Source organism: Curtobacterium sp. BNK-1 (assembly GCF_048685235.1).
In the GTDB taxonomy this organism is placed as follows: domain Bacteria; phylum Pseudomonadota; class Gammaproteobacteria; order Enterobacterales; family Enterobacteriaceae; genus Pantoea; species Pantoea agglomerans.
The window spans coordinates 1404074-1426232 of the sequence record NZ_JBLQTJ010000001.1; the positions used below are offsets into that span (position 1 = coordinate 1404074).

Sequence of the window (22159 nt, forward strand, 5' to 3'; positions counted from 1 at the left end):
GCTGTTGAAGGAAAAATTTGAAATGGATTTACGATTTCACCGAGCTTCATGTAAGCATCTTCCGAAAGGGTTCTGAAGATGATTTCCGGGATCACTATAAGATAAAATAGAGTAAATACGGTGTATAAAGCCAGCCACTTGATCCTTTTCATAAGCCATTCTCTTTGCATACCTTTCACTTCAGTATACAATCGTTGCATAAGGAATTCTACACAAAGGGATGAGTATGAGCATGTCTTATCTTAAGATTAAACTTCAGGCAGAGCGAACCATTGCGCTTAACTTTGAGAAGGCACTTGCTGAGTTACATCAAACAATGCTTGATACAGGAAGGGGGATTGTGTCTGGCGCTCAACGTGCAAGCGGCTATGGTTCATGCTTTTTTGATGACTACAAGGATGTTTGTAATCAACTTAAGCAGGAAGATTTGCGATACCTGAAGCAACTCAGAATGCTGTTTACCCGGCAGGACGTGGTTTTAAAGATGGTAGAAATATACTTCAGAAAAAAACTGAGCCGTATTGGTGATACAGGCATCCAGAACATACAGAGACTGTTAGCTGAAAAAGCGTCTGATTATGCTTCTGGTAAATTCTCTAAACTTGCTATAGCACAGTTAATCGCTCTCGTTATTACACAATCCCGGGATTTCAAACAGTCACATATTAATGTAATTAATGCTACAAGTTCGTATGCCGTGACCGCTTTTAAATTTTATGGTAAGTTTGAGATTGCCACAAAAGCAGCAAGAAAATTACGCTTCGATGATGCGGAGTATTACTTCGACTTATATAATGCTAATTTAGAAATGTTCTATTATTTGATTGAGCCGGAAATGTCTAAAATAATCTATTTGAAAAATTCAGGTTCCACTAGCGAAGAGCAGATTTTAAATCTACTAAACAAGATTTTAATAAAATGAAGGCGTTCCTTCGCTGGCTATATGCCTGGGTAAGTCAATCCTTCTTTGGACTTATACCACCAGCGGCCGGTCTGGTCGGGGCCATTTTTTTTGTAAGCGTTTTTCCTACATATGGTCTGCTGTTCGCTTTTCTATGGATCCTTTTAATTATTTATTTTTGTGGAAAATATTTTCGCTATTACTAGTGGAGGTAAGCCCCCGTATGAAAAGTGCTTTTTATTTTATTCTATTTTTTTATGAAAATTTACGAGTTTGATTAGCCTGTTATTGCATATCTTCATTCCGCCTGGCTAATAGTTCATCAGAATCAGAAGTTGCTGGATGATGTATTCTGAAGTTTTCTATGCAAAATTAACCAGTTGCTTTAAGATTTTTTCTGAAGTATGAACTCACTTTCTGGCTGAGATAGCCAGGTGTAAGGGTGGATTACTCAGAGTCCCGGTCATCGCCGTTGTTAAGACCGCCGATGCCGGTGGACGGCTGGCATTTGGCTCCGATTCCCATACGGCGTTTACGCTGGGTCACTTCGATCACTGCCTGCGCATCGCCCGTGAGGTGGATTTTCCTGAGGATCGGGTGTTAAATGTCACGCCGCGTCGCCTGCTCGACTTTCTGGAGCTGCGCAGCGGAAAACATATTGCTGAACTGGCTGACTTTTAATTTACTTGCCTCAAGGAAATCTGACTCATGAATGAGTTTTCCATTCTGTGCCGCGTGATCGGCTCACTGTTTAATCGTCAGCCGCAGGATCCGCTGCTGGTGCCGCTGTTTACGCTGCTGCGTGAAGGCAAACTGCAGTCGCAGTGGCCACTGGAGCAGGATGAGCTGCTGACCCGTCTGCAACAGAACAGCGATCCCCAGGCGCTGGCCGCCGATTACAACGCGCTGTTTGTTGGCAGCGATTGCAACGTGCCGCCGTACGCCTCACAGTGGCCGGAAGGCAAAACGGAGCCAGAAGTGCGTGCGTTTTTAACCTCACGCGGAATGCCGCTGAGCGATGCGCCTGCTGATCATTTTGGTGTGCTGATGCTGGCTGCGTCATGGCTGGAAGATCAGTCAGCGGAAGATGAGAGCGCGGCGCAGATGGCGCTGTTTGAAGAGTATCTGCTGCCGTGGTGCGGTGCTTTCCTGGGTAAAGTGGAAGCGCACGCGACCACCGCTTTTTATCGTACTCTTGCCATGCTGAGCCGCGAAGCGATCCAGGCGATGTACAACGAACTGCTGGATAGCAGCGAAGAGACGCCTGACGCCTGATTCACCACGTCGCCGGGTGCGTACCCGGCGCACAGTGCTGAATCATCTTTCTCAATGGGTTCTGGGGGGGGATTCTCTGGATACGGCGTGCTTTTTTTCGGGCACCTGAACCCTCTCAATCGGCTTACAGGATTAACTGCCCGGGTCGGCAACCATACAGTTTTGCGAGACGTTCACGCGTCTTTTTCTGCGGCTTACTTTCAATACGCTCCAGTTGAGAGATCGCACTTTGCGTGGTTCCCAACTGCTGAGCCACATCATGCTGGCTGAGCCCCCGCCAGATGCGCCAGGCCGCCTGAAGACTCACTTCCTGCTCAATCATGATCCCTGCAACGTCGTGCGGGATCGTCTCATCGTCGTGCTCGTCAGCCTCCACAGGAATAGTCTCCCATTCGCCATCGCTGGCCGAGAGCAGCCTTTCATATTCCGCCACCGGCAAGACCACAAACTGGGGTTTGCCTGCTTCATCATAGATGTACTGTTTTGACATAGTTTATCCGTGGTAATTGTGTGTCGCAGCAGAGGTCGTGAGTGCGTAAGGCTATGCCGGAACTGCATAGTATTGAGTAAGTGGCCGGAGTTCATGAATTATGGCGAATGATAAGGTTATTATCTAATGCTATCAAATGAGTTTTCTAATCATCTAATGATGCCAGTAAGCGAGGGGAAATGGTGATGCGGGTTTAGACAGACGCGCTAACAGCTTACATCCACGCCGTGATGCTCATCCCTGAGACATAAAATGTTCCGGTTCGGATTAAACAGACGCGAGCCGCATCCGCTTCACCACGTCGCCGGGTGCGTACCCGGCGCACAGCCTGGCGTCGCACAGAGCTGTGGGGTGCCGGGCAGCCAGGCGGCCGCTCGCAGCCTCACTCCAAGCCCCCACGGCGTTAATTCGTAACAGGGCAGGTTATCGTTAACCTGCGGCGCAATGCCGGAGCCTGTGCGCTGATCGGTGGGATGCTGCTGCAACAGCCACGCGGTGCGCGCCAGCGACAGCCGGACCTGGCTGCCGTGGCGCTCAGTAATGCGTCGCCGTAATCCCTCCAGCACCGCCGCCGCCAGCAGATAGCCGCTGGCATGATCCAGCGCCTGCACCGGCAGCGGAACCGGTTTGTCGCTCTGCTGCCACTGCATGCCTCTTTCAGCAATGCCGCATCCCATCTGCACCAGACTGTCAAAACCCCGGCGATTGCGCCACGGACCCTGCCAGCCCCAGGCATTCAGGCCGGCATCAACCAGACCGGGTGAGAGTGACTGAAGGGTCTCCGCGTCAAACCCGAGCCGTTCCAGCGCATCCGCCCGATAGCCATGCACCAGCACGTCCGCTTCACGCAGCAGGTGGATAAACTGCTCGCGATCGGCGGGCTGAGTCAGATCCAGCACCGCTCGTCGCTTGCCGCAACTCATCTCTTCATCCAGCGTCGGCTCCTGCCAGCCGGGCGGATCGATGCGCAGCACGCTGGCTCCCAGGCTGGCAAGAAAACGGGTAGCGACCGGCCCGGCAATAATCCGCGTCAGATCCAGTACTTTGATGCCCAGTAAAGGACTAGCTTCGGCCAGCGGCCACGCCGGCGCCGCTGCCTGTTGTGTGGTCTGCCAGCTAAAGAGCGGTTCGCGCTGCACGGCCAGGCCCTGCGGATGCTGCTGCCAGGCGGCGGCACTGCGCATCTCTGCGGCACAGCCACCCGCATCAATAACGGCCTGCTCCAGTTCGCTGGCCTGCCACTGTTGCACCTGCTGCGCCAGTGCTGCGCGATCGGCGTGCGCGCCCAGCACCCGCTCCATCGCCAGCCGGTGATGTGCGGCGTTGGTGTGCAGACGGATCCAGCCATCCTGACTGCGATAGTCACCGGCAAACGCATCCCACATCGCGGGTGCCGCGCGATTCAGCGGATGGAAGCTCTGCTGAAACCAGCGTGACGCCAGCCGGACGTTAACGGTGACGGGCGGAGAGAGTTCAGGGCGGGATGTGGCGATAAGCGCAGCAGCAGCCTGCGTTGCCAGACCGATACTGGTGGCCGCCAGTTCACTGACGGCAAAGGCAGAAGAGAAGGTGGCGCGATCAACGAAGGCGGGGAGAGGCCAGGCGGCGTCGCGACCTCGCAATCCCTGCTGCATCTGCTGCCAGAGAGAGGCGGCAAGCGGTGAGTCCATGTTGTGCTTCCTGAGAGAGGTGATTTCTCAAGCATAGCACGCGGGATTAACGACGCCGCAGGCGCGGGAAGCGGGCATGCATCCGCAGGCTACGCAGGTTGATTACTGCAATAGCGGTGCCAAGGATCACCAGCGACGCACCGATAATCTTGAAGCTGTTGAGGCTGTCGCCCAGCACCACAATTCCCATCAGCACGGATAATACCGGCGTCAGCAGTGAGTAGGGCATGATCAGGTTAACGTTATATTTCTTCAGCAGCATATACCACAGTGTATAGGCGACAATCGACGAGGCGATAGCGCTGTAAAGAATGGCAAACCAGCCGTGCCAGCCCGCATTTTGCAGGGCGTAGAGCTGATGTGATTCCATCAACAGACTGGATGCGCCGACGACAGGAATGGCCAGAAACGCAATCCAGCCGGTCATGGTCAGCGGTTTAATCGGCGGTGACTTTTTCACAATCAGGTTGCTGACAGCCCAGCCGGTGGCGCTGCACAACAACAGACAAAGCACCCACCACGACGGAATCGTCGGGCTGCCGGAGAGCACGACGACGCCGCTCAGCGAGATCATAATGCCCATCAGCTGCACCAGCTTCAGCTTCTCTTTCAGCACCACCATCGCCAGCAGCATGGCAATGGGTGTACCGAGCTGAACCACAATCGCGCCGGTGCCGGCATCGGTATAGCGCAGGCCGACAAACAGCAGCGAAAAGTGCATAAAACCGAACGTGAAAGCCAGCAGCAACAGCCAGGGTAGCTGCTGACGGTTAATCCGGCAAAACGGTACCAGTACGATGGCGACGACCACAAAGCGCATAAACGTCAGGAAAAGTGGCGGAAGCTCCAGCAGGCCCCATTTCACCGCAACGTTGTTGAAGGCCCAGATTGAAACCACCATCAGAATCAGAAAAAAATGCCGCACAGCCACGATAATATCCTTTCGATGTTTTTTGCTTAGCCCGCTAATGATGGCACGAACTGCGGCATTGCAGCCAATCGCAGGGAGAAATTTTCTGCGATTGCCGCGCAGCCTGATGAGACTTTCGGGCGCGTTGCTGGCAGACTGATTTGAAACGACTTCTTAAAGGAACTGATTCGGTATGACCTACACGTCCGCCTTACCCCTTGCGTTAATTCAGCTTGAAGTCCCACCTGCAAACGTTGTCTCAGAGATTGGTGAACAGCCGCGCTGGTTCATCGACGCGTTAAACCTGCAACCCGATGAATACCTGATTGTACGGCCCCATCTGGGCGAGGCGCTACCCGCTTTCGACCAGATTTCCGGGGCGATCCTCAGCGGTTCCTGGGCGATGGTCACCGATCACGCTGAATGGAGCGAACGCAGCGCCGTATGGATTCGCGCAGCGATGGATCACGGCTTGCCGCTGCTGGGGGTCTGCTACGGTCACCAGCTGATGGCCTATGCGCTGGGTGGCGAGGTGGCGGACAATCCCAATGGATGGGAGCGCGGGCTGTTACCAATCAACTGTATGCCGGAGGCGCAGCGCGATCCGCTACTGAAGAAATTGCCACAGGACTTCAGCGTCTGGCTGTCACATCGCCAGTCGGTGATCAGCGCGCCACAACAGGCGCAGGTGCTGGCCGCCTCTGCGCGCGATGGCTGTCAGATTGTCCGTTATTCGCCGCAGGCGCTATCGGTGCAGTTTCATCCTGAATTTTCACGGCACATCATGAACGTTTGTATGCCCAAAGGCTGTACAGAAGATGGGGCAAACGAGATGGAGGGGAAAGACTGGGCGCGTGAGTTGCTGGTGGCGTTCTGGCAACAAACGCGCCCTGCAATGGCGCAAGCTCAGGGTGCGTAGTGACGCGTGCAGCGATAGACCCAGGCGGGTGGCACGTTTTTCATCACCCGCTGGCGCTCCCAGGTGAAGTAGCGCGACAGGTCTGGCTGAGTCAGCGAGGTATACTGGAACTGTACAAAGACGCCGTTGGGCCCGAGGGCGTTATACACCGCACGCAGAATCGCCTCACGCAATTCAGTGGGTAATGAGAGCAGCGGCAGGCCAGAGAAGATCACGTCATATTCTCCGCTCAGGTATTCCGCTGAACAGGTGCGCACCGTCATGCGCGGATCGTTCAGCGCATTAAGCTTATCGGCCAGCGTGCTGCTGATCTCAAAGGCATCCAGCGTGGCATCGGGTGACATCTGCGCCAGTATCTGCCGCGTCAGTACACCGTCGCCCGCGCCGAGTTCGGCAATACGTAACTTTTCAGGCCATTCCACCGACGTAATCATGGTGCGGCACAGCGCCTCTGACGAGGGCGTAATGCTGCCCATCTTGCGCGGGTTGCGGATAAACTGATGCACGAAATTGGCTTTAGCGCGCATCAGGGTAAAAGCTGAAGCCAGCATGCTCATCTCCAGAATGAATTCATCCTCACGTTGACCCCTTTGTGCCGCACAAGTTTCTCTCTGACCAGCCTTTTGGGTAAAAGTCGGAATTATCTAAAGACGAAGCGTAAACACCCATTCCTTCGGGGCGGTCACAGTTTCCGGTTAACAGAACTGACAGGCTCTTGATGATGCTTCATGTTAATAATAAGTTTCATCATTGTTACATCAGTCACCTGTCAGGAGAATGATCATGCGTTATGCCGCCCCCGGAGAACAGGGTTCTCTGATTACCCTACAAAAGAATTATGGCAACTTCATTAATGGTGAATTCGTCGCGCCGGTGAACGGCAACTACTTCACCAATACCTCCCCGGTGAACGGCTCTGCGGCCGGTGAGTTTCCGCGCTCAGACGTTGCCGATGTTAATAACGCTGTGGCTGCTGCGGCAGCGGCGGCGGAAGCCTGGGGCAAGACCTCGCCGCAACAACGCTCGCTGCTGTTACTGAAAATCGCCGATCGGCTGGAACAGCATCTGGAGACGATGGCGGTCTATGAAACCTGGGATAACGGTAAACCGGTTCGCGAAACCCTGGCGGCCGATATGCCGCTGGCCGTCGATCACTTCCGTTACTTTGCCGGTTGTGTCCGGGCGCAGGAGGGCAGTGCCGCCGAGATTGATGAGTTCACCGCCGCCTATCATTTCCATGAGCCGCTGGGCGTGGTAGCGCAGATCATTCCATGGAACTTTCCGCTATTAATGGCGGCGTGGAAACTGGCTCCGGCACTGGGCGCGGGTAACTGTGTGGTGCTGAAACCGGCTGAGCAGACCCCGCTGTCGATCACCGTTTTTGTCGATCTGATTAAAGATCTGCTGCCGCCGGGTGTGCTGAACGTGGTGCATGGGTTCGGCAAAGAGGCGGGTGAAGCGCTCGCCTCCCATTCCGGCATCGCCAAGGTAGCCTTCACCGGCTCTACCGCAACCGGCGGTCATATTCTGGAGCTGGCAGCAAAAAGCCTGATCCCCTCGACCGTTGAGCTGGGCGGTAAATCACCTAACATCTTCTTTGAAGACATCATGCAGGCGGAGGAGAGCTTTATAGAGAAAGCCGCCGAAGGCGTGGTGCTGGGCTTCCTGAATCAGGGCGAAGTCTGTACCTGTCCGTCGCGTGCGCTGGTACAGGAGTCGATCTACGAACCTTTTATGGCAGCCGTGATGAAGCGGGTAAAAACCATCAAACGTGGCGATCCGCTGGATACCGAAACCATGGTGGGCGCGCAGGCGTCGCAGCAGCAGTTTGATAAAATTCTCTCTTATCTTGAGGTTGCCCGACAGGAGGGCGCGGAAGTGCTGGTGGGCGGTGGCGTAGAGAAGCTGGATGACTCACTTAACAGCGGCTACTACATTCAGCCGACACTGCTGAAAGGCAACAACAGCATGCGCGTTTTCCAGGAGGAGATCTTTGGCCCGGTCATTGGTATCACCACCTTTAAAGATGAGGCGGAAGCAATCAGTATCGCCAACGACTCCATCTATGGGTTAGGTGCTGGCGTCTGGACCCGCGATATCAACCGTGCTTACCGTGTGGGCAGGGCGATTAAAGCAGGGCGCGTCTGGACCAACTGTTATCACCTCTATCCGGCGCACGCCGCCTTTGGCGGTTATAAGAAGTCGGGTATCGGGCGTGAGACTCACAAAATGATGCTGGATCACTATCAGCAGACTAAAAACCTGCTGGTCAGCTACAGTATCGAGCCGCTGGGCTTCTTCTAGTTCTGGCCCGCAACCTGCCAGGATAACCCTGCACTCTTCCCTCAGAACCACGCTACGGCGTGGTTTTTTTGCTCCACATAGCCGGGCATGCTGAGAAGCATCAGAAGCATGGCGATGGCTGCAATGCCGATAAAGAACAATTAATCAGTCCTTTCTTAAAGCGACGCCGGGCCGTTTTGCGCTTCGCTTACCTCGCTTCACGACCACCTCATCCTCAGCCCTTTCTGAATCGTCCCATAATGAAACAACTTGCTGATTTGTAAGCATTATCTCACTGTTTTTACGCTAAAAACTGCCACGTATTACGGTCACCTCGGCGTTAACCTTCATTACGGCCTGGTGAAACAGCGCCATTTTTTACATGAGTTTTTTTAATGCTGACTACAGGAGTGTCTGGTTTCTGTGTAAGAATACTTGATAGTTGCTCATCTTGTTAAGAATAATCCTAAGCGAGTGATTAAAAGTAACACATATTTGCACTAAGTAAATTACTTAAACTTTACTTAAGTAAAATCTTATGAAAGTGGCCCGTTGAAATTTTGTCAATCTTCTGTAAACTCGCAGCTTATGTTTACAAAGGAATTGTGATTTCATACCTACGGGCAGGATATACCTGGCTCGTGCGGTAGCTATGAGCTTATACACATCTTGTAACTTACTGAATGTGATCGTTAAAACAGGAAAATCAGCCTGTGCGCTGCGCTTTTTCCTATTGTCAGCGAATAGCGTCACAAGTGTAAATCTGAGTCAATATGTCAGTTTTTCGGCCAGGGATGGCATAAGTAAAGCTTGGGTTTTGCCTTCTTCATCCAATCTGACGGAAAAAAATAGATCATGTTTCTGATCATTTATCGCCAGCTCAGATTTCTCCCTGCGCCCGTCCCGGTCGCCAGAGTTGTTTTTTAATAGTTAACGTTAGTTGATCTGTTAACGTGCCACGCCATGGCACTTTAACGCTATTTGCTTAAGGTTTTTCTTTTAGGCTGGCACTAAGTGGCGCTCTCTCAGCACCACATCCCCGATTTTCATTACTGACAACCGGCCTCTGGCCACTCTCCAGGATATGAATGGAACACAACATGAAAAAAATGGTGAAGCTCCGTATTGCGTTAGGCCTGATGTTTGTTTTTTCTGTCGCGGGTTGTAAAACGCCGCCAAAAATGACGGATGACACGCTGGTCACCAGCACCGTGGATGGCGTGGTGATCAGTCACCGTTATGCGGTTAAACCGCCTGCGCAGTTCAGCCCGGTCAATGAAACCTACCGTGCGCTCTATCCCGCTTCAGTGATGAGCCATCCGAGTTTTGGCGGCAAGGTGGTGGAGACGCTGAAAACCGGCGAAAGCTACACCGTGATTGGTCAGGTAGAGAACAACTGGCTGGCGCTGGGTGAACCCGCTCAGGCGTCAGCAGAACCTGAACCGGGTAAAGCCAGCAGTGCCGTTAAAGAGTCAGCGCCCTCCGCAGCACCGCAGGCAACCGTTCAGCTGACCGGCTATGTGCCGTTTCGCGCCGTGGTGAAAAGCGAGCTTTACGATCAGACGATCAAGGCTGACCAGCCGAAGCGCCGGGTGCGCAGCAGCAAGAAGAAAACCTGTGTTGCGGTAAACGGTGACAGCACCGCCTGCCAGAACAGCACTAACGGAACCTGGATTATTAACTAATCGCACTAAGCAGGGAGGGCGGGATGATGACAACAACGCAATGGCGTGGGGCGCTGATAGTGCTGCTGACGTGGCTGATGACCGCGTGCAGCAGTACTCCACAGCCCGTTGCCTGGTACAACCTGGACGTTCAGGCGCAAAACCAGGTTAACGGCGGTGCGCCGCTGAAAGTCCGGGTGGTATTACTGACCTCCGATGCGGAGTTTATGTCGGCTGACTTCTACTCCCTGCAAAACCAGTCCGCTAATGCGCTGGGTAATGCGCAACTCAATACGCAACAGTTCTTCCTGACTTCCACTCAGCCCCATAAAACGCTGCGGATTAAGAGTCTGCCCGAGGCGCGCTTCATCGGCATCATGGCGGAATATCAGGCGCTGGATGGCAAGGTCTGGCGACTGTCGCTGCCGGTTCCCGAAGGCGAATCACCCTCATTCTGGGCGTTCTGGAAGCGTGACGATGGTGAGCTGAATGCGCGCATTGTGGCGGGGATTAACGGCCTTCGCGTGGAAAAACAGTGATGTCTATGAACAGAGCCGAAAAGGTGGTCTGGACCGAGGGGATGTTTCTGCGTCCTCACCATTTCCAGCAGTCAGAAAATTATCTTCTCAGCACCCTGCGTGAGTGGGGCCAGTCGCAGCGCGCCTATACCTGGGGTTTTTACGATCTGGAGTTCGATGAAGCGCTGCTGCGCCAGGGGAAACTGGCGCTGAGCGCCGCCAGCGGTTGTCTGCCTGACGGCACGTTTTTTGCCTTCAGCCAGCCACAGCACGGTCCGGCCCCGCTTGATCTGCCTGCCTCCGTTGACCGCAGCAAAGTGGTGCTGGCCATTCCGGCACGGCGCAATGGCCGTGAAGCGGTCGCCTTTCAGGAGTCGCAGGATTCTCTGGCGCGCTACCTCGCCTGGGAAGCAGAAGTGGAAGATGACAATGCCCAGGCCGTGGGCAGCGCCACGGTGCAGTTCGGCAAACTGCGTCTGCGGCTGATGCTGGAACAGGATCTGACCGCCGAGTGGACCGCCATGGGCGTGGCTCAGGTGATTGAAAAACGCAGCGACAACCACATCCGGCTCGACAGCGACTACATCCCGCCGATGCTGACGCTTAACAGCAGCCGTCCGCTGCAAAACATGTTCAACGATCTGCACGGGCTGATCCAGCAACGCAGCCAGCAGCTGAGTCAGCGCGCGCCGGGCACCGGTCGTTTTAACAGCGCGGATATGGTCGATTTTATGCTGCTGGCGCTGCTGAATCGTCAGCTTGGCCTGCACACTCATCTGCAACATCTGCCGCTGCTGCATCCTGAAACGCTCTACAACCACTGGCTGCAACTGGCGGCGGAGCTCAGTACCTGGACGCCAGCCCGCGCGCCCGATGGCCTGCCGCTCTATGATCATGACGATCTGCACAGCTGTTTTAGCCGCCTGTCACTACTGCTGCGTCAGGGGCTGTCCCAGGTGATGGAAGAGAGCGCGATTCAGCTGCCGCTGATTCAGCGTTCGCACGGTCTTAACGTCGCGACCGTGCCGGAGAGCAGTATGGTGCATGAGTTTGGCTTTGTGCTGGCGGTGAAAGCCAGCGTGCCAGCCGACACCCTCAAAACCCACTTCCCGGCGCAAATGAAAGTCGCCCCGGTCAGCAAAATTCGCGATCTGGTGCAGTTGCAGTTGCCCGGTCTGGCACTTCGGGCGATGCCCGGCGCGCCGCCGCAGATCCCGTGGCATGCCGGATACAGCTATTTCGAACTGGATAAGAACAGCGAGCTATGGAAAGAGATGGAGCGCTCGGGCGCTTTTGCGCTGCATCTTGCCGGTGAGTTTCCAGGTCTGAACATGGAGTTCTGGGCCATTCGTAGTCAGTCAGAATCATAAACTGAGCACGCAGCATGATGCAGGAACAACAAAAATCACACAGCGATCTTGCGCCGGAGGCCAGCCATCAGAATGTGCTGGTCGCGGCGGCCAACCCCCTGATTAACGCCATTCCTCAGATCCGTCACTCGGTATCACATGAAGACCCGGCGCAGCTGCGTCAGCAGCTGATCGATCAGATTCGGCGCTTCGAGCTGAGCTGCCAGCAGTCAGGCCTGGGCTATGAAGTGATCATCGGTGCGCGATACTGTCTCTGTACCGCGCTGGATGAGGCGGCGGCGCTGACGCCGTGGGGCAGCCGCGGCGTCTGGACCAGCAATGGTCTGCTGGTCACCTTTCACAATGAAACCTGGGGCGGCGAAAAGTTTTTTCAGCTGCTGGCTAAGCTGTCGCAGAACCCAAGACGCCACATTCTGATGCTGGAGTTGATCTACTTCTGCCTGCTGCTGGGGTTCGAAGGACGCTACCGGGTGCTGGACAACGGTCGCTCGCAGCTGGAGACCATCAAACAGCGCCTGCTGCAGATGATCAAAAGCGTGCGTGGCAATTATGCAGCGGCGCTGTCTCCGCATCCCACCGATCAGCCGGTCCTGCGCAAATTGTGGCGGCCAATGATCCCGCTGTGGGCCTGTGCGGCGGTGGCGGGGCTGGCGGCCTGTCTGTTCTACATCGTGCTCAACTGGCGTCTCGGCGATTACACCTCGCCGGTACTGGCCCGTATCTATCAGACGGCGCTGCCGGAAGTGAAGATCGGCAATCCTGCGCCACCACCGCCCGCCACGCTGAACCTGCGCGCTTTCCTGAAACCGGAAATTGATGCCGGGCTGGTAGCGGTGCGTGACGAAGCGGACCGCAGCGTGGTGACGCTGAAAGGGGACGGACTGTTTGCCTCGGCGGCCACCGAAGTACGTGGACGTTACACCGACGTAATCCAGCGCATCGCTGCTGCCATGAACAATGTCAGCGGCCAGATTCAGGTGATTGGCTACAGCGATAACGTGCCGATCCGCAGTGCCCGCTTCGCCTCCAACTTTGAGCTTTCGCTGGCACGTGCCCGGTCAGTACAGACCCTGTTGCAACAGCAGCTGGCGCAGCCGTCACGGGTGAAAGCGGAAGGACGCGGTGAAAGCAATCCGCTGGTGCCTAATAACAGCGCAGAAAATCGCGCACGTAACCGTCGTGTTGAAATTACCCTGCTGGTGGCACCGGATGCGACGCATGCCGAACTCAACGGCCTGGCGAGAGGGAACTGATCCATGCTGAATATTCTGTTTGCGGTGCTGACCAGCCGCCTCGCGTGGGGCTTTGTCGGCATTACCGCGCTCTCTTTTATCATCTGGGTAATTGGCCCGGTGTTCTCAATCGTCGATTCGCGCCCGCTTGAGCCGGAGCAGAACCGCATTATCAGTATCGCGCTGCTCTATCTGGTATGGGGCTTAGGCCAGGCGATTCCGCGGCTCTATAACATCTGGCTCAATCGCAAGCTGATGTCGAGCCTTGAAACCGGCAAAAGCGATGCGCCGGAAGCCGATCGTCAGCGCCTGACCAGTGAAGAGCAGGTGCTGGCAGGGCGTTTCTCCGAAGCCACTGACATGCTGAAAAAGGCGCACTTCCAGCGCCACAGCAGCAAGGGCACGCCGTTCTGGGCACAGCGCTTTGGCCGTCAGTATCTCTATCAGCTGCCGTGGTACATGATCATCGGCGCGCCCGGTGCCGGTAAAACTACCGCGCTGGTCAACTCGGGCCTGCAGTTTCCGCTGGCAGATAAATTCGGCAAGTCGGCGCTGCGCGGCATTGGCGGCACCCGCAACTGCGACTGGTGGTTCACCAATGACGCGGTGCTGCTCGATACCGCCGGGCGCTACAGTACCCAGGAGAGTCAGCAGGAGCGTGATGCCAGCGAATGGCATCATTTTCTCGACCTGCTGCGTAAATATCGCGGACGTCAGCCGATCAACGGCGTCATCGTCACGCTGAGCGTTTCCGACCTGCTGTCGCAGTCGCCCGAGGCGCTGCGTAATCAGGCGCTGGCACTGCGTCAGCGGTTAATGGAGCTGCACGATCGCCTCGGCATCCGTTTCCCGGTCTATGTGCTGGTCACTAAAGCGGACTTGCTCAAAGGGTTCCGCAGCTACTTTGCCTCGCTGGATAAAGCGCAGCGTGAACAAATCTGGGGATTCACCTTTCCCTGGGCGAAGGCCTCCGCCGCCGATTTCGAACTTAATAACCAGTTCCAGCAGGAGTATTCCCTGCTGCAACAGCGTCTGGATGCCGGACTGGCCGATCGGCTGCTGACGGAAAGCGACGCGCAGGCGCGGGCAGAGAGCTATCTCTTCCCGCAGGAGTTTGCGGCGCTGCGGCCGTTGCTGGCAGACGCGCTGGATACGCTGTTTGCCCGCTCCGATTTTGAAACCCAGTTCGCGCCGCGCGGTATCTACTTTGCCAGCGGCACCCAGGAGGGACTGCCGTTTGACAGGGTGATGGGCGAGCTGAACCGCGCACTGAATCTGCCGGGGCAGCAGGCTGGCGAGTCAGGAAGCTGGGATAAGGTCGATAAAGAGTCGCCCATCCCGCAGAACAAAGGGCAGAGCTTCTTTCTGAAAGGGGTGCTGGAAAATGTGATTTTCCAGGAGTCCGGTCTGGCGGGCAGCAACCGCTGGTGGGAGCTGCGCAACCGCGCCGGGCTCTGGTCGGGTTATCTGGCGCTGCTGATGGTATTGCTGGTGGCCGGGGCGCTGTGGCTCACCAGCTACAGTAAAAACAAAGCCTATCTGCAGGAGATGGCCGCTAAAGCGCCGCAGGTTGAACAACTGGGCGATCAGCTTCAGCAGCAGGTCAATGGCGACCTCTTTGCGCTGGTGCCTTATCTCAACACTCTGTTGCACCTGCCGGAGAGCGCCGACTTCTCACTGGAAGCACCGCCGCTGACGCGCCGCATGGGGCTTTATCGCGGCACCGAGGTCAGCGATGCCACCCGTGCGCTCTACGACAAGGCACTGAAACAGCTGCTGTTGCCGCAGGTGGCGCAGAACATCACCCGCTGGCTGCGTAATGACAACGGCAGTGATGCTGACTACAGCTACGAAGCGCTGAAGGCGTATCAGATGCTCTATCAGCCAAAGCACTACGATGGCAAATTCCTGCAGGCGTGGCTGATGCTCAACCTGTCACGCGAACTGCCGCAGAACGTCACTCAGCAGCAGGTGAAACAGCTGGCGTGGCACCTGCAACAGTTGCTGGAGACGCAGATTCACTCGTCGCCGTATGCGAAGGATGAAGCGCTGGTAAAGCGCGAGCAGGCGCTGATTAATCAGATGCCGCTGTCACAGCGCGTCTATGGACGGCTGAAGCGCCTGCTGCAACGCGATGACAGCCTGCAGCCGGTGACGCTGGCGGCGCTGGGTGGTCCCCAGAGCGAGCTGGTGTTTTCCCGCAAAAGCGGTAAATCGGTCAATGACGGTGTGGCGGGTCTCTATACGCCGGATGGCTACTGGCAGCACGTGGATAAGCAGATTGCCCCGGTGACCCAGGCGTTGTATCAGGACGATCTCTGGGTGCTGGGCGGCGCCGCGCCGCAGCAGAAAAGTGAGCAGACGGATCTTGCGGTGCGCCAGCTCTACGTGCAGGACTATATCCGGCAGTGGGAGCAGTTTCTCAGCGATATTCAGCTCAACAGCAGCGCCGATCTCTCGCAACGCATCAACACCGCCCGTTTGCTGTCGGGCAACCATTCGCCGCTGCGCCAGCTGGTGATCAATCTCGGTGGTCTGCTGACGCTGAACCGGGCGCAACCGGATGAGAAAACCGCGCAGGCAGCAAAGCCGTCGGATAACAGCGCCACCCGCACCCTTGAAGCGCTGTTTACCTCACCCGAAGCGGCTGCGGCGCGTGGACAGGCGGCAGCGCAGGCGTCTCCGGAACAGGCGGTTGCCGTGCATTTTGCGCCGGTTCTTGAGCTGGCTCAGCCGTTACAGCAGGGCAGTAAGGTGCTGGCGGTGGATGATTTCCTGCATCAGATTGACGATCTCTATCGCTACCTCACCGCCGTGCAGGATGCGGCGAACAGCGGGATGCCGCCCCCGGCCAGCGATGCCATCAGTCGTCTGCAGGCCAGTGCCGGCCGTCTGCCGGGTTCATTGCAGAACATGGTTTCCAGCATGGCGGTGGGTGCCAGCAGCGACGCACAGCGCCGCGATATGGATAACGTCCGCAAACGCATCACCATGGAAGTGGGCAGTTTCTGCCGCCAGGCGATCGCCGGTCGCTATCCGCTGGTTCGCTCTGCGCGCAGTGAGGTCACACCAGACGATCTGGCGCGGATGTTTGCACCCGGCAGCGGCATGATGGACAGCTTCTTCCGCGACAACCTGGCCAGCAAAGTCGACACCACAAACGCGGCGTGGCGCTTTACGCCGGGCATTGACGGTAAAACCCTGCCGGGGGGCGAAGCCCTGCTGCGGCCTTTCCAGCAGGCGCAGTCAATCCGCGATGCCTTCTTTGCCAATGGTGCGACCACGCCCGGCTTCCGCGTCACGCTGCGTACGGTAAAAATGGATAACGACATCCTTAACCTGACGCTGGATGTGGATGGGCAGATTTTACGCTACAGCCACGGACCGCAGGCGGTACAGATGGTCAGCTGGCCCGGCCCCGGCGGCACCAGCCAGGTGCGGATGCAGCTGGGTCTGACCAACGGCACCACCTCCACGCTGGTCACCAGCGGTCCCTGGGCGCTCAATCGCTTCTTTGACCGCGCCCGGCTGACAGCGGCAGGCGGCCTGACCCGCGAAGCGAGTTTCAGCGTGGACGGTCATCAGGTCACGCTGTCGTTCACCCCTGGCAGCATTCGTAACCCGTTCCAGCTTCCCGGCTTTAGCTGCCCCTGAAACAGGACCCGACAATGACTCATTACGCTGCACCCTGCTGGTACGGCAAAGTGCCCAGCGCGGGTGACTTTGTGAAGCGCCGCTTCCCGGACGTGCTTTATCGCCAATGGTCCAGCTGGTTTCAGGTGGGCCTGCATCACTGGCAGAGCAGTCAGGAGAGTGATAACGCCCCGTCGCGCCCGTTCCTTAACGCGCCGGTCTGGAATTTTGTGGTGCCGCCGATGCTGGGCAGCCAGCTGATTCAGATGGGCTGCCTGATTGCCGCGCGTGACAGCGTGGGCCGTAACTACCCACTCTGCGCACTGCGCCACTTCACGCCCGCCGAGTGGTCGCCAGCCCTGCTGGCGCGCTCCGGCGAGTGGTATCAGCAGGTGGGCAACACGCTGCTGCGGGTGGTGCAGGGCGGCGGGTCACCGGAGCAGCTGGATCAGGCGCTGATCAGCATTCCTCAGCCACAGCCGCCGCAGGAGTCGGACGAGACGTCAGACATTCTCAACGTCATCGGGCATGGCGATACCCCTTCGACGCTGAACTGGACACTGCCGGGCGAGAACTTCGACCCGCAGTTCTACACCAGTTTCTGGTGGACCAATCAAAGCGACGGTTTCCCGCTTTATACCCAGGTCCACAGCGGTAATTTTACCGCCCAGCTCTTTTCATTGCTGTTTGATCCGGCCGGTGGGGCAAAGCCGGGACGAAACGGACTTTATCCCCCGATGTTTGAATCCTGAGGCGACACGCATGACGATGAATACAGAGGCTCTGCTGGCTCCGGTCAGCGAGGACAATCCCGGCGGCGATAACCTGGAGTACCACGCTGATTTTCAGGCGATGGAGCAGGCCAGCGCCGGTAAAGCGGAGCAGCAGTTTGGCAATACCATCATTCCGGCAGAACCGGCCGACTGGAACAGAGTTGAGAAGCTGGCGATAGCGCTGCTGGCGCGCAGCAAAGATTTACGGGTAATGCTGGCGCTGACCCACGCCTGGACCGAACTGAAAGGGCTGCCGGGCTATGCCCAGGGCCTGAAGCTGATTGAACAGGCGCTGTTGCTCTACTGGGAGCCGCTGTGGCCCCGGCTGGAGGAGTTCGGCGAGCAGGATCCCTTCTACCGCATTAATGCACTGGCGCTGCTGGGTGACAAAACTGATCTGAGCGGCGCGGTGCGTCAGTGCTGGCTGCTGCGCTATCCCTCTGACGGCATCACGCTGCGCGATGCGGCCGCCCTGTGCGACGGCAGTAAAACCGAAGTCGCGGACTATCCTGGCGGCCTGCCGCGTCTGATCGACGAACTGGCGCGCGGCGACCAGCCTGGTATTGAGGCGGTGCTGCAGATTCATGAGCGGCTGCAGACCATCTGCGAAACCGTGACCGAACGACTGGGCGAAGCCGCGGTGCCGGAACTCACACAGCTGCGCAGACAGATTGCGCTGATCGCTGAACGTTGCCAGGCCACCGATCTGAATGCGCTGATCCCCACAGCCGCCGTGGAACAGCCCGCAGAAACCACGGCATCGCCTGCACCGGCCAGCCCGCGCGCTGCCGCTGACTGGCGCACGGTGCAGATCAGTTCCCGCGCCGACGCGCAGCTGATGCTGGAGAAAGTGAAGCTCTACTTCACCCAGCATGAGCCGAGTCATCCGGCCCCGCTGATGATCGACCGTGTACAGCGCTTAATCGAGCGCGACTTTCTGGAAATCATCCGCGAACTGGCACCCGACGGCGTACATCAGCTGGAAACCATTTTCGGACGTCGCGATTAAGCAGGCGTGACGCACACACACTCAGCGGGACCTGCGCGCCTGCTGTGACACTTTATCCGCGCATCATGTATGGAGAAAACCATGGCAACAAGCAAATCCAGTGGGCAGAAGTTCATTGCCCGCAATCGCGCGCCTCGCGTTCAGATTGAATATGACGTGGAAATTTATGGCGCGGAACGCAAAATTCAGCTCCCGTTTGTAATGGGCGTGCTGGCGGATCTGGTGGGTAAACCGCTGGAGCCACAGCCAGGCATTGATGATCGTAAATTCATGGAAATCGACATCGACAACTTCGATGAGCGCATGAAAGCACTGAAGCCGCGCGCCGCGTTCCAGGTAGACAATACCCTGAATGGCGAAGGCAAGCTGAACATCGATCTGACCTTTGACAGCATGGATGACTTTTCGCCGGACGCGGTGGCCCGCAACGTGGAGCCGCTGAGCAAGCTGCTGGAAGCGCGTACCCAGCTGGCGAACCTGCTGACCTATATGGATGGCAAAAACGGCGCGGAAGAGCTGATTGGTAAGGTGCTGCAGGATCCTACGCTGCTGCAGGCCCTGACCCATCTGCCAAAGCAGGATGAGGCCACTGAAGGTAAGGAGCCGCAGGCATGACGCAGACTTCACAACAACCGCAGTCGCAGGGCGCAGCCAGTTTCAGTCAGGATGAGTTCAGCGCGCTGCTGAATAAAGAGTTCCGGCCAAAAAGCGATCAGGCACGTGCTGCGGTCGAAAGCGCGGTGAAAACCCTGGCACAGCAGGCGCTGGAGAACACCGTTACCGTCTCCAGCGATGCCTATCGCACCATTCAGGCGCTGATCGCGGAGATCGACGAAAAGCTGTCGCAGCAGGTGAACCAGATTATTCACCATCCGGAGTTTCAGTCGCTGGAAAGCGCCTGGCGCGGCCTGAGCTATCTGGTGAACAACACTGAAACTGACGAGATGCTCAAAATCCGCTTTATGAGCATCTCCAAGCAGGAGCTGGGTCGCACTCTGAAGCGTTACAAGGGTGCCGGCTGGGATCAGAGTCCGCTGTTCAAGAAAATTTATGAGCAGGAGTATGGTCAGTTCGGCGGCGAGCCGTTTGGCTGCCTGGTGGGCGACTACTACTTCGACCACAGCCCGCAGGATGTTGAGCTGCTGGGTGAGATGGCGCGTATCGGCTCAGCCGCGCACTGTCCGTTTATCACCGGCACCGCGCCCGAAGTGATGCAGATGGAGTCCTGGCAGGAGCTGGCGAATCCACGCGATCTGACCAAAATCTTCCAGAACACTGAGTATGCTGCCTGGCGCAGCCTGCGTGAATCGGAAGATGCACGCTATCTGGGCCTGGTGATGCCGCGCTTCCTGGCGCGTCTGCCTTACGGCATCCGTACCAACCCGGTCGACAGCTTTGACTTTGAAGAGCAGACCGATGGTTCCGATCATGGCAACTATACGTGGAGCAATGCGGCTTACGCGATGGCCGCCAACATCAACCGCTCCTTCAAAGAGTATGGCTGGTGCACCGCAATCCGCGGCGTGGAGTCGGGTGGGGCAGTGGAAAATCTGCCGTGCCACACCTTCCCGAGCGATGACGGCGGCGTGGATATGAAGTGCCCGACCGAAATCGCCATCAGCGATCGTCGTGAAGCCGAACTGGCGAAAAATGGCTTTATGCCGCTGGTACATCGCAAAAACTCTGACTTCGCTGCCTTTATTGGTGCGCAGTCACTGCAGAAGCCGATGGAATATCACGACGCTGATGCCACCGCCAATGCCCGTCTGGCCGCGCGTCTTCCTTACCTGTTCGCCTGCTGCCGTTTCGCGCACTACCTGAAGTGCATCGTGCGCGACAAGATCGGCTCCTTCCGGGAGCGTGATGAAATGGAACGCTGGCTGAACGACTGGGTGATGAACTATGTCGATGGCGATCCGGCCAACTCCTCGCAGGAGACCAAGTCACGCAAGCCGCTGGCGGCTGCCGAGGTGAATGTGGAAGAGCAGGAGGATAATCCTGGCTACTACTCCGCGAAATTCTTCCTGCGTCCGCACTACCAGCTGGAAGGGCTGACGGTTTCTCTGCGTCTGGTCTCTAAGCTGCCGTCGCTGAAAAATGATAATGCGTAAGGGTTGAAAGGGAGGCGTGATGCCTGGGATAACCGGGCATCACGTTTCCCTTGAGTCACAGAGTTAACCGGGACAAAGGGTTTTACGCTCCCGGTTTACGGGAAAGATTGCTGCATAAAAAAGGATGTGGGACATGGATTCACCGAAAAATATCGCCGATGGCATGCTGGGCCTGTTCAATACCAAAAAGAAATCAGGCGTTGAGACGTTTATGGTGAGTGCAATAAGTGGATTTACCTCTATTCCGGGTGATCTCTATGCGCTGACCAAAGACTTTTTAGATAGCGATCATCGCTGGGATAACGAGACGGATCGTATTCGATTGCTCACCTTACTGAAAAAAGGGGCGACCAGTGACGATCTCAGGAAACTAATTAAGCTGGTGGTTGAGCAATATATTAAACGCCTTAATGAACAGCAGTTAGAAAAAATGCTGGTCAAAATGGGCGGAAGCGCTGCAGGCTCTTTTACGTTTAAATACCTTTTTGTGGATGCGATCGTCTCACGATTTTTTAGTCGGGTCATACCTAAGTTTCTTTTTAGCGCGGGGATGACAGGGATCATCACAATTGGCGCATCAGTTTCAAGATCGATCTATACCTCCAGAGATTTGATGAAAAAGAACAAGGAGGTGTACGCATTGCTGCGCGGAGCGGGCGATCTTGATTTACTCTATTTCCTGCTGGAGGACAACATTGATCCCTGGCTGGATGCAATTGCATTGCAACAGAATAACTCCCCGCTCGCCAATGAGGTCTTTACTAACTTTGTGGAAGGAATGCATGATGTTTAAAAAGGCCGCTCTCTTTTTAATGAGTTATCTGCTGACCTTTTTTTCTGCCCTGATATTAATTACCTGCTCGGGTTATTATATTCTGTTTTTTGACTGGGACATATCAGTAATGGGTAAGGTTATTAACGCAGTCCTGATTATTATTTCAATAACTGCGTCAATATCGCTTTATGCCGTGGCGCAAAAGTTGAAGCAAATTAATTAACCAGTTTTCTGCGTGATATCTTAATTAAAATAAAAATAAAGGCCACGCAGACGGCGGTGAAGAGAATTTTACCAGCAATAATCCCGGAGGAAGAAAGAGTAAAGTTTTCATAGCGAGCAACCAGATATATCGAACCAATAATATCAGCGATGGCATAGAGAGAGAGCAGCGACAACACGACTATCAGGAAAAGTGAGATGATCTTTTTCATATTCATTCCTTCTGTGAACTTTATAAGCGCCTGCTTACTATAAACGATCTGCCAGGATGCTGTCTATGAAATGACCGCCTGGGCATGAGGTCTATGGCAGGGCATCAGATTATCTGCTGTTGTTCTCGCCATGAAAATGCATACCGATTTTTGTCCGGTTAAATAACCGGCAATACGACGTCTGGAATATGG

Annotated in this window: 19 protein-coding genes; 14 read left to right on the forward strand and 5 right to left on the reverse strand. The window is 56.0% G+C overall.

The annotated features are described in order from the left end of the window. Nucleotides 1-226: 226 nt before the first annotated feature. Nucleotides 227-922, forward strand: coding sequence for a hypothetical protein (locus tag ACMGGP_RS06700; RefSeq protein ID WP_045140493.1), 696 nt, complete (start codon nucleotides 227-229; stop codon nucleotides 920-922). Nucleotides 923-1609: 687 nt separating this feature from the next. Continuing rightward, nucleotides 1610-2176, forward strand: a complete 567-nt coding sequence (locus ACMGGP_RS06705) for a TorD/DmsD family molecular chaperone (protein WP_010246159.1) — start codon at nucleotides 1610-1612, stop codon at nucleotides 2174-2176. 124 nt (nucleotides 2177-2300) lie between these two features. On the opposite strand, the gene ACMGGP_RS06710 is transcribed toward ACMGGP_RS06705, so the two are convergent. The 3 genes from ACMGGP_RS06710 to ACMGGP_RS06720 form a co-directional block, all read right to left on the reverse strand. Next, the gene (locus ACMGGP_RS06710) at nucleotides 2301-2666 is read right to left on the reverse strand and encodes a helix-turn-helix domain-containing protein (protein ID WP_010246157.1); all 366 of its coding nucleotides are present in this window, start codon (nucleotides 2664-2666) and stop codon (nucleotides 2301-2303) included. 293 nt (nucleotides 2667-2959) lie between these two features. Then, nucleotides 2960-4336: a CoA transferase gene (locus tag ACMGGP_RS06715; protein ID WP_498798289.1), complete on the reverse strand. Its 1377-nt coding sequence runs from the start codon at nucleotides 4334-4336 to the stop codon at nucleotides 2960-2962. Between the two features lie 46 nt (nucleotides 4337-4382). Then, on the reverse strand, nucleotides 4383-5267 hold the full coding sequence (locus ACMGGP_RS06720; RefSeq protein ID WP_010669895.1) for a DMT family transporter: 885 nt from the start codon (nucleotides 5265-5267) through the stop codon (nucleotides 4383-4385). Between the two features lie 172 nt (nucleotides 5268-5439). Here ACMGGP_RS06720 and ACMGGP_RS06725 point away from each other — a divergent pair, with 172 nt between their 5' ends. Next, nucleotides 5440-6165, forward strand: coding sequence for a glutamine amidotransferase (locus ACMGGP_RS06725; RefSeq protein ID WP_033757357.1), 726 nt, complete (start codon nucleotides 5440-5442; stop codon nucleotides 6163-6165). Here the strand turns inward: ACMGGP_RS06725 and ACMGGP_RS06730 are convergent. Beyond that, a complete protein-coding gene (locus ACMGGP_RS06730; RefSeq protein WP_033766984.1) occupies nucleotides 6153-6716 on the reverse strand; it encodes a class I SAM-dependent methyltransferase in 564 nt (187 codons plus the stop codon). The genes ACMGGP_RS06725 and ACMGGP_RS06730 overlap by 13 nt on opposite strands. Before the next feature lie 229 nt (nucleotides 6717-6945). Between ACMGGP_RS06730 and exaC the strand changes: the two genes are divergently transcribed. From exaC to ACMGGP_RS06785, 11 genes are all read left to right on the forward strand, one after another. Beyond that, complete coding sequence (gene exaC, locus ACMGGP_RS06735) at nucleotides 6946-8469, forward strand: acetaldehyde dehydrogenase ExaC (protein ID WP_498798713.1); 1524 nt, start codon at nucleotides 6946-6948, stop codon at nucleotides 8467-8469. Nucleotides 8470-9548: 1079 nt separating this feature from the next. Further along, the gene (locus ACMGGP_RS06740; RefSeq protein WP_498798290.1) at nucleotides 9549-10133 is read left to right on the forward strand and encodes a hypothetical protein; all 585 of its coding nucleotides are present in this window, start codon (nucleotides 9549-9551) and stop codon (nucleotides 10131-10133) included. Between the two features lie 23 nt (nucleotides 10134-10156). Further along, nucleotides 10157-10651, forward strand: a complete 495-nt coding sequence (tssJ, locus tag ACMGGP_RS06745; protein ID WP_010246135.1) for a type VI secretion system lipoprotein TssJ — start codon at nucleotides 10157-10159, stop codon at nucleotides 10649-10651. Continuing rightward, nucleotides 10651-12000 (forward strand): type VI secretion system baseplate subunit TssK, encoded by a 1350-nt coding sequence (gene tssK / locus ACMGGP_RS06750; RefSeq protein ID WP_498798291.1) that lies wholly within the window; start codon nucleotides 10651-10653, stop codon nucleotides 11998-12000. Before tssJ ends, tssK begins: the two co-directional genes overlap by 1 nt. Before the next feature lie 14 nt (nucleotides 12001-12014). Beyond that, a complete protein-coding gene (locus ACMGGP_RS06755) occupies nucleotides 12015-13253 on the forward strand; it encodes a DotU family type VI secretion system protein (RefSeq protein WP_010246128.1) in 1239 nt (412 codons plus the stop codon). A 3-nt stretch (nucleotides 13254-13256) separates the two neighbouring features. Continuing rightward, on the forward strand, nucleotides 13257-16886 hold the full coding sequence (gene tssM / locus ACMGGP_RS06760) for a type VI secretion system membrane subunit TssM (protein WP_163798293.1): 3630 nt from the start codon (nucleotides 13257-13259) through the stop codon (nucleotides 16884-16886). A 14-nt stretch (nucleotides 16887-16900) separates the two neighbouring features. Next, nucleotides 16901-17617 (forward strand): type VI secretion system-associated protein TagF, encoded by a 717-nt coding sequence (gene tagF / locus ACMGGP_RS06765; RefSeq protein WP_010246121.1) that lies wholly within the window; start codon nucleotides 16901-16903, stop codon nucleotides 17615-17617. A gap of 10 nt (nucleotides 17618-17627) precedes the next feature. Further along, on the forward strand, nucleotides 17628-18647 hold the full coding sequence (tssA, locus tag ACMGGP_RS06770; RefSeq protein ID WP_080694259.1) for a type VI secretion system protein TssA: 1020 nt from the start codon (nucleotides 17628-17630) through the stop codon (nucleotides 18645-18647). An 81-nt stretch (nucleotides 18648-18728) separates the two neighbouring features. Further along, on the forward strand, nucleotides 18729-19262 hold the full coding sequence (gene tssB, locus ACMGGP_RS06775; RefSeq protein WP_010246114.1) for a type VI secretion system contractile sheath small subunit: 534 nt from the start codon (nucleotides 18729-18731) through the stop codon (nucleotides 19260-19262). Continuing rightward, nucleotides 19259-20758: a type VI secretion system contractile sheath large subunit gene (tssC, locus tag ACMGGP_RS06780; RefSeq protein ID WP_010246111.1), complete on the forward strand. Its 1500-nt coding sequence runs from the start codon at nucleotides 19259-19261 to the stop codon at nucleotides 20756-20758. Before tssB ends, tssC begins: the two co-directional genes overlap by 4 nt. A gap of 133 nt (nucleotides 20759-20891) precedes the next feature. After that, nucleotides 20892-21551 (forward strand): Ssp6 family T6SS pore-forming effector, encoded by a 660-nt coding sequence (locus tag ACMGGP_RS06785; RefSeq protein ID WP_010246109.1) that lies wholly within the window; start codon nucleotides 20892-20894, stop codon nucleotides 21549-21551. 197 nt (nucleotides 21552-21748) lie between these two features. Here ACMGGP_RS06785 and ACMGGP_RS06790 read toward each other — a convergent pair whose 3' ends face one another. After that, nucleotides 21749-21967, reverse strand: a complete 219-nt coding sequence (locus tag ACMGGP_RS06790; protein ID WP_010246103.1) for a hypothetical protein — start codon at nucleotides 21965-21967, stop codon at nucleotides 21749-21751. Between the last annotated feature and the right edge of the window lie 192 nt (nucleotides 21968-22159).

Bases quoted from the DNA above. Each gene is read 5' to 3' on its own strand.
- ACMGGP_RS06700 (WP_045140493.1), top strand. From the start codon at position 227: ATGAGCATGTCTTATCTTAAGATTAAACTTCAGGCAGAGCGAACCATT.
- ACMGGP_RS06705 (WP_010246159.1), top strand. From the start codon at position 1,610: ATGAATGAGTTTTCCATTCTGTGCCGCGTGATCGGCTCACTGTTTAAT.
- ACMGGP_RS06710 (WP_010246157.1), bottom strand. From the start codon at position 2,666: ATGTCAAAACAGTACATCTATGATGAAGCAGGCAAACCCCAGTTTGTG.
- ACMGGP_RS06715 (WP_498798289.1), bottom strand. From the start codon at position 4,336: ATGGACTCACCGCTTGCCGCCTCTCTCTGGCAGCAGATGCAGCAGGGA.
- ACMGGP_RS06725 (WP_033757357.1), top strand. From the start codon at position 5,440: ATGACCTACACGTCCGCCTTACCCCTTGCGTTAATTCAGCTTGAAGTC.
- ACMGGP_RS06730 (WP_033766984.1), bottom strand. From the start codon at position 6,716: ATGCTGGCTTCAGCTTTTACCCTGATGCGCGCTAAAGCCAATTTCGTG.
- ACMGGP_RS06740 (WP_498798290.1), top strand. From the start codon at position 9,549: ATGAAAAAAATGGTGAAGCTCCGTATTGCGTTAGGCCTGATGTTTGTT.
- tssJ (WP_010246135.1), top strand. From the start codon at position 10,157: ATGATGACAACAACGCAATGGCGTGGGGCGCTGATAGTGCTGCTGACG.
- tssK (WP_498798291.1), top strand. From the start codon at position 10,651: ATGTCTATGAACAGAGCCGAAAAGGTGGTCTGGACCGAGGGGATGTTT.
- ACMGGP_RS06755 (WP_010246128.1), top strand. From the start codon at position 12,015: ATGATGCAGGAACAACAAAAATCACACAGCGATCTTGCGCCGGAGGCC.
- tssM (WP_163798293.1), top strand. From the start codon at position 13,257: ATGCTGAATATTCTGTTTGCGGTGCTGACCAGCCGCCTCGCGTGGGGC.
- tagF (WP_010246121.1), top strand. From the start codon at position 16,901: ATGACTCATTACGCTGCACCCTGCTGGTACGGCAAAGTGCCCAGCGCG.
- tssA (WP_080694259.1), top strand. From the start codon at position 17,628: ATGACGATGAATACAGAGGCTCTGCTGGCTCCGGTCAGCGAGGACAAT.
- tssB (WP_010246114.1), top strand. From the start codon at position 18,729: ATGGCAACAAGCAAATCCAGTGGGCAGAAGTTCATTGCCCGCAATCGC.
- tssC (WP_010246111.1), top strand. From the start codon at position 19,259: ATGACGCAGACTTCACAACAACCGCAGTCGCAGGGCGCAGCCAGTTTC.
- ACMGGP_RS06785 (WP_010246109.1), top strand. From the start codon at position 20,892: ATGGATTCACCGAAAAATATCGCCGATGGCATGCTGGGCCTGTTCAAT.
- ACMGGP_RS06790 (WP_010246103.1), bottom strand. From the start codon at position 21,967: ATGAAAAAGATCATCTCACTTTTCCTGATAGTCGTGTTGTCGCTGCTC.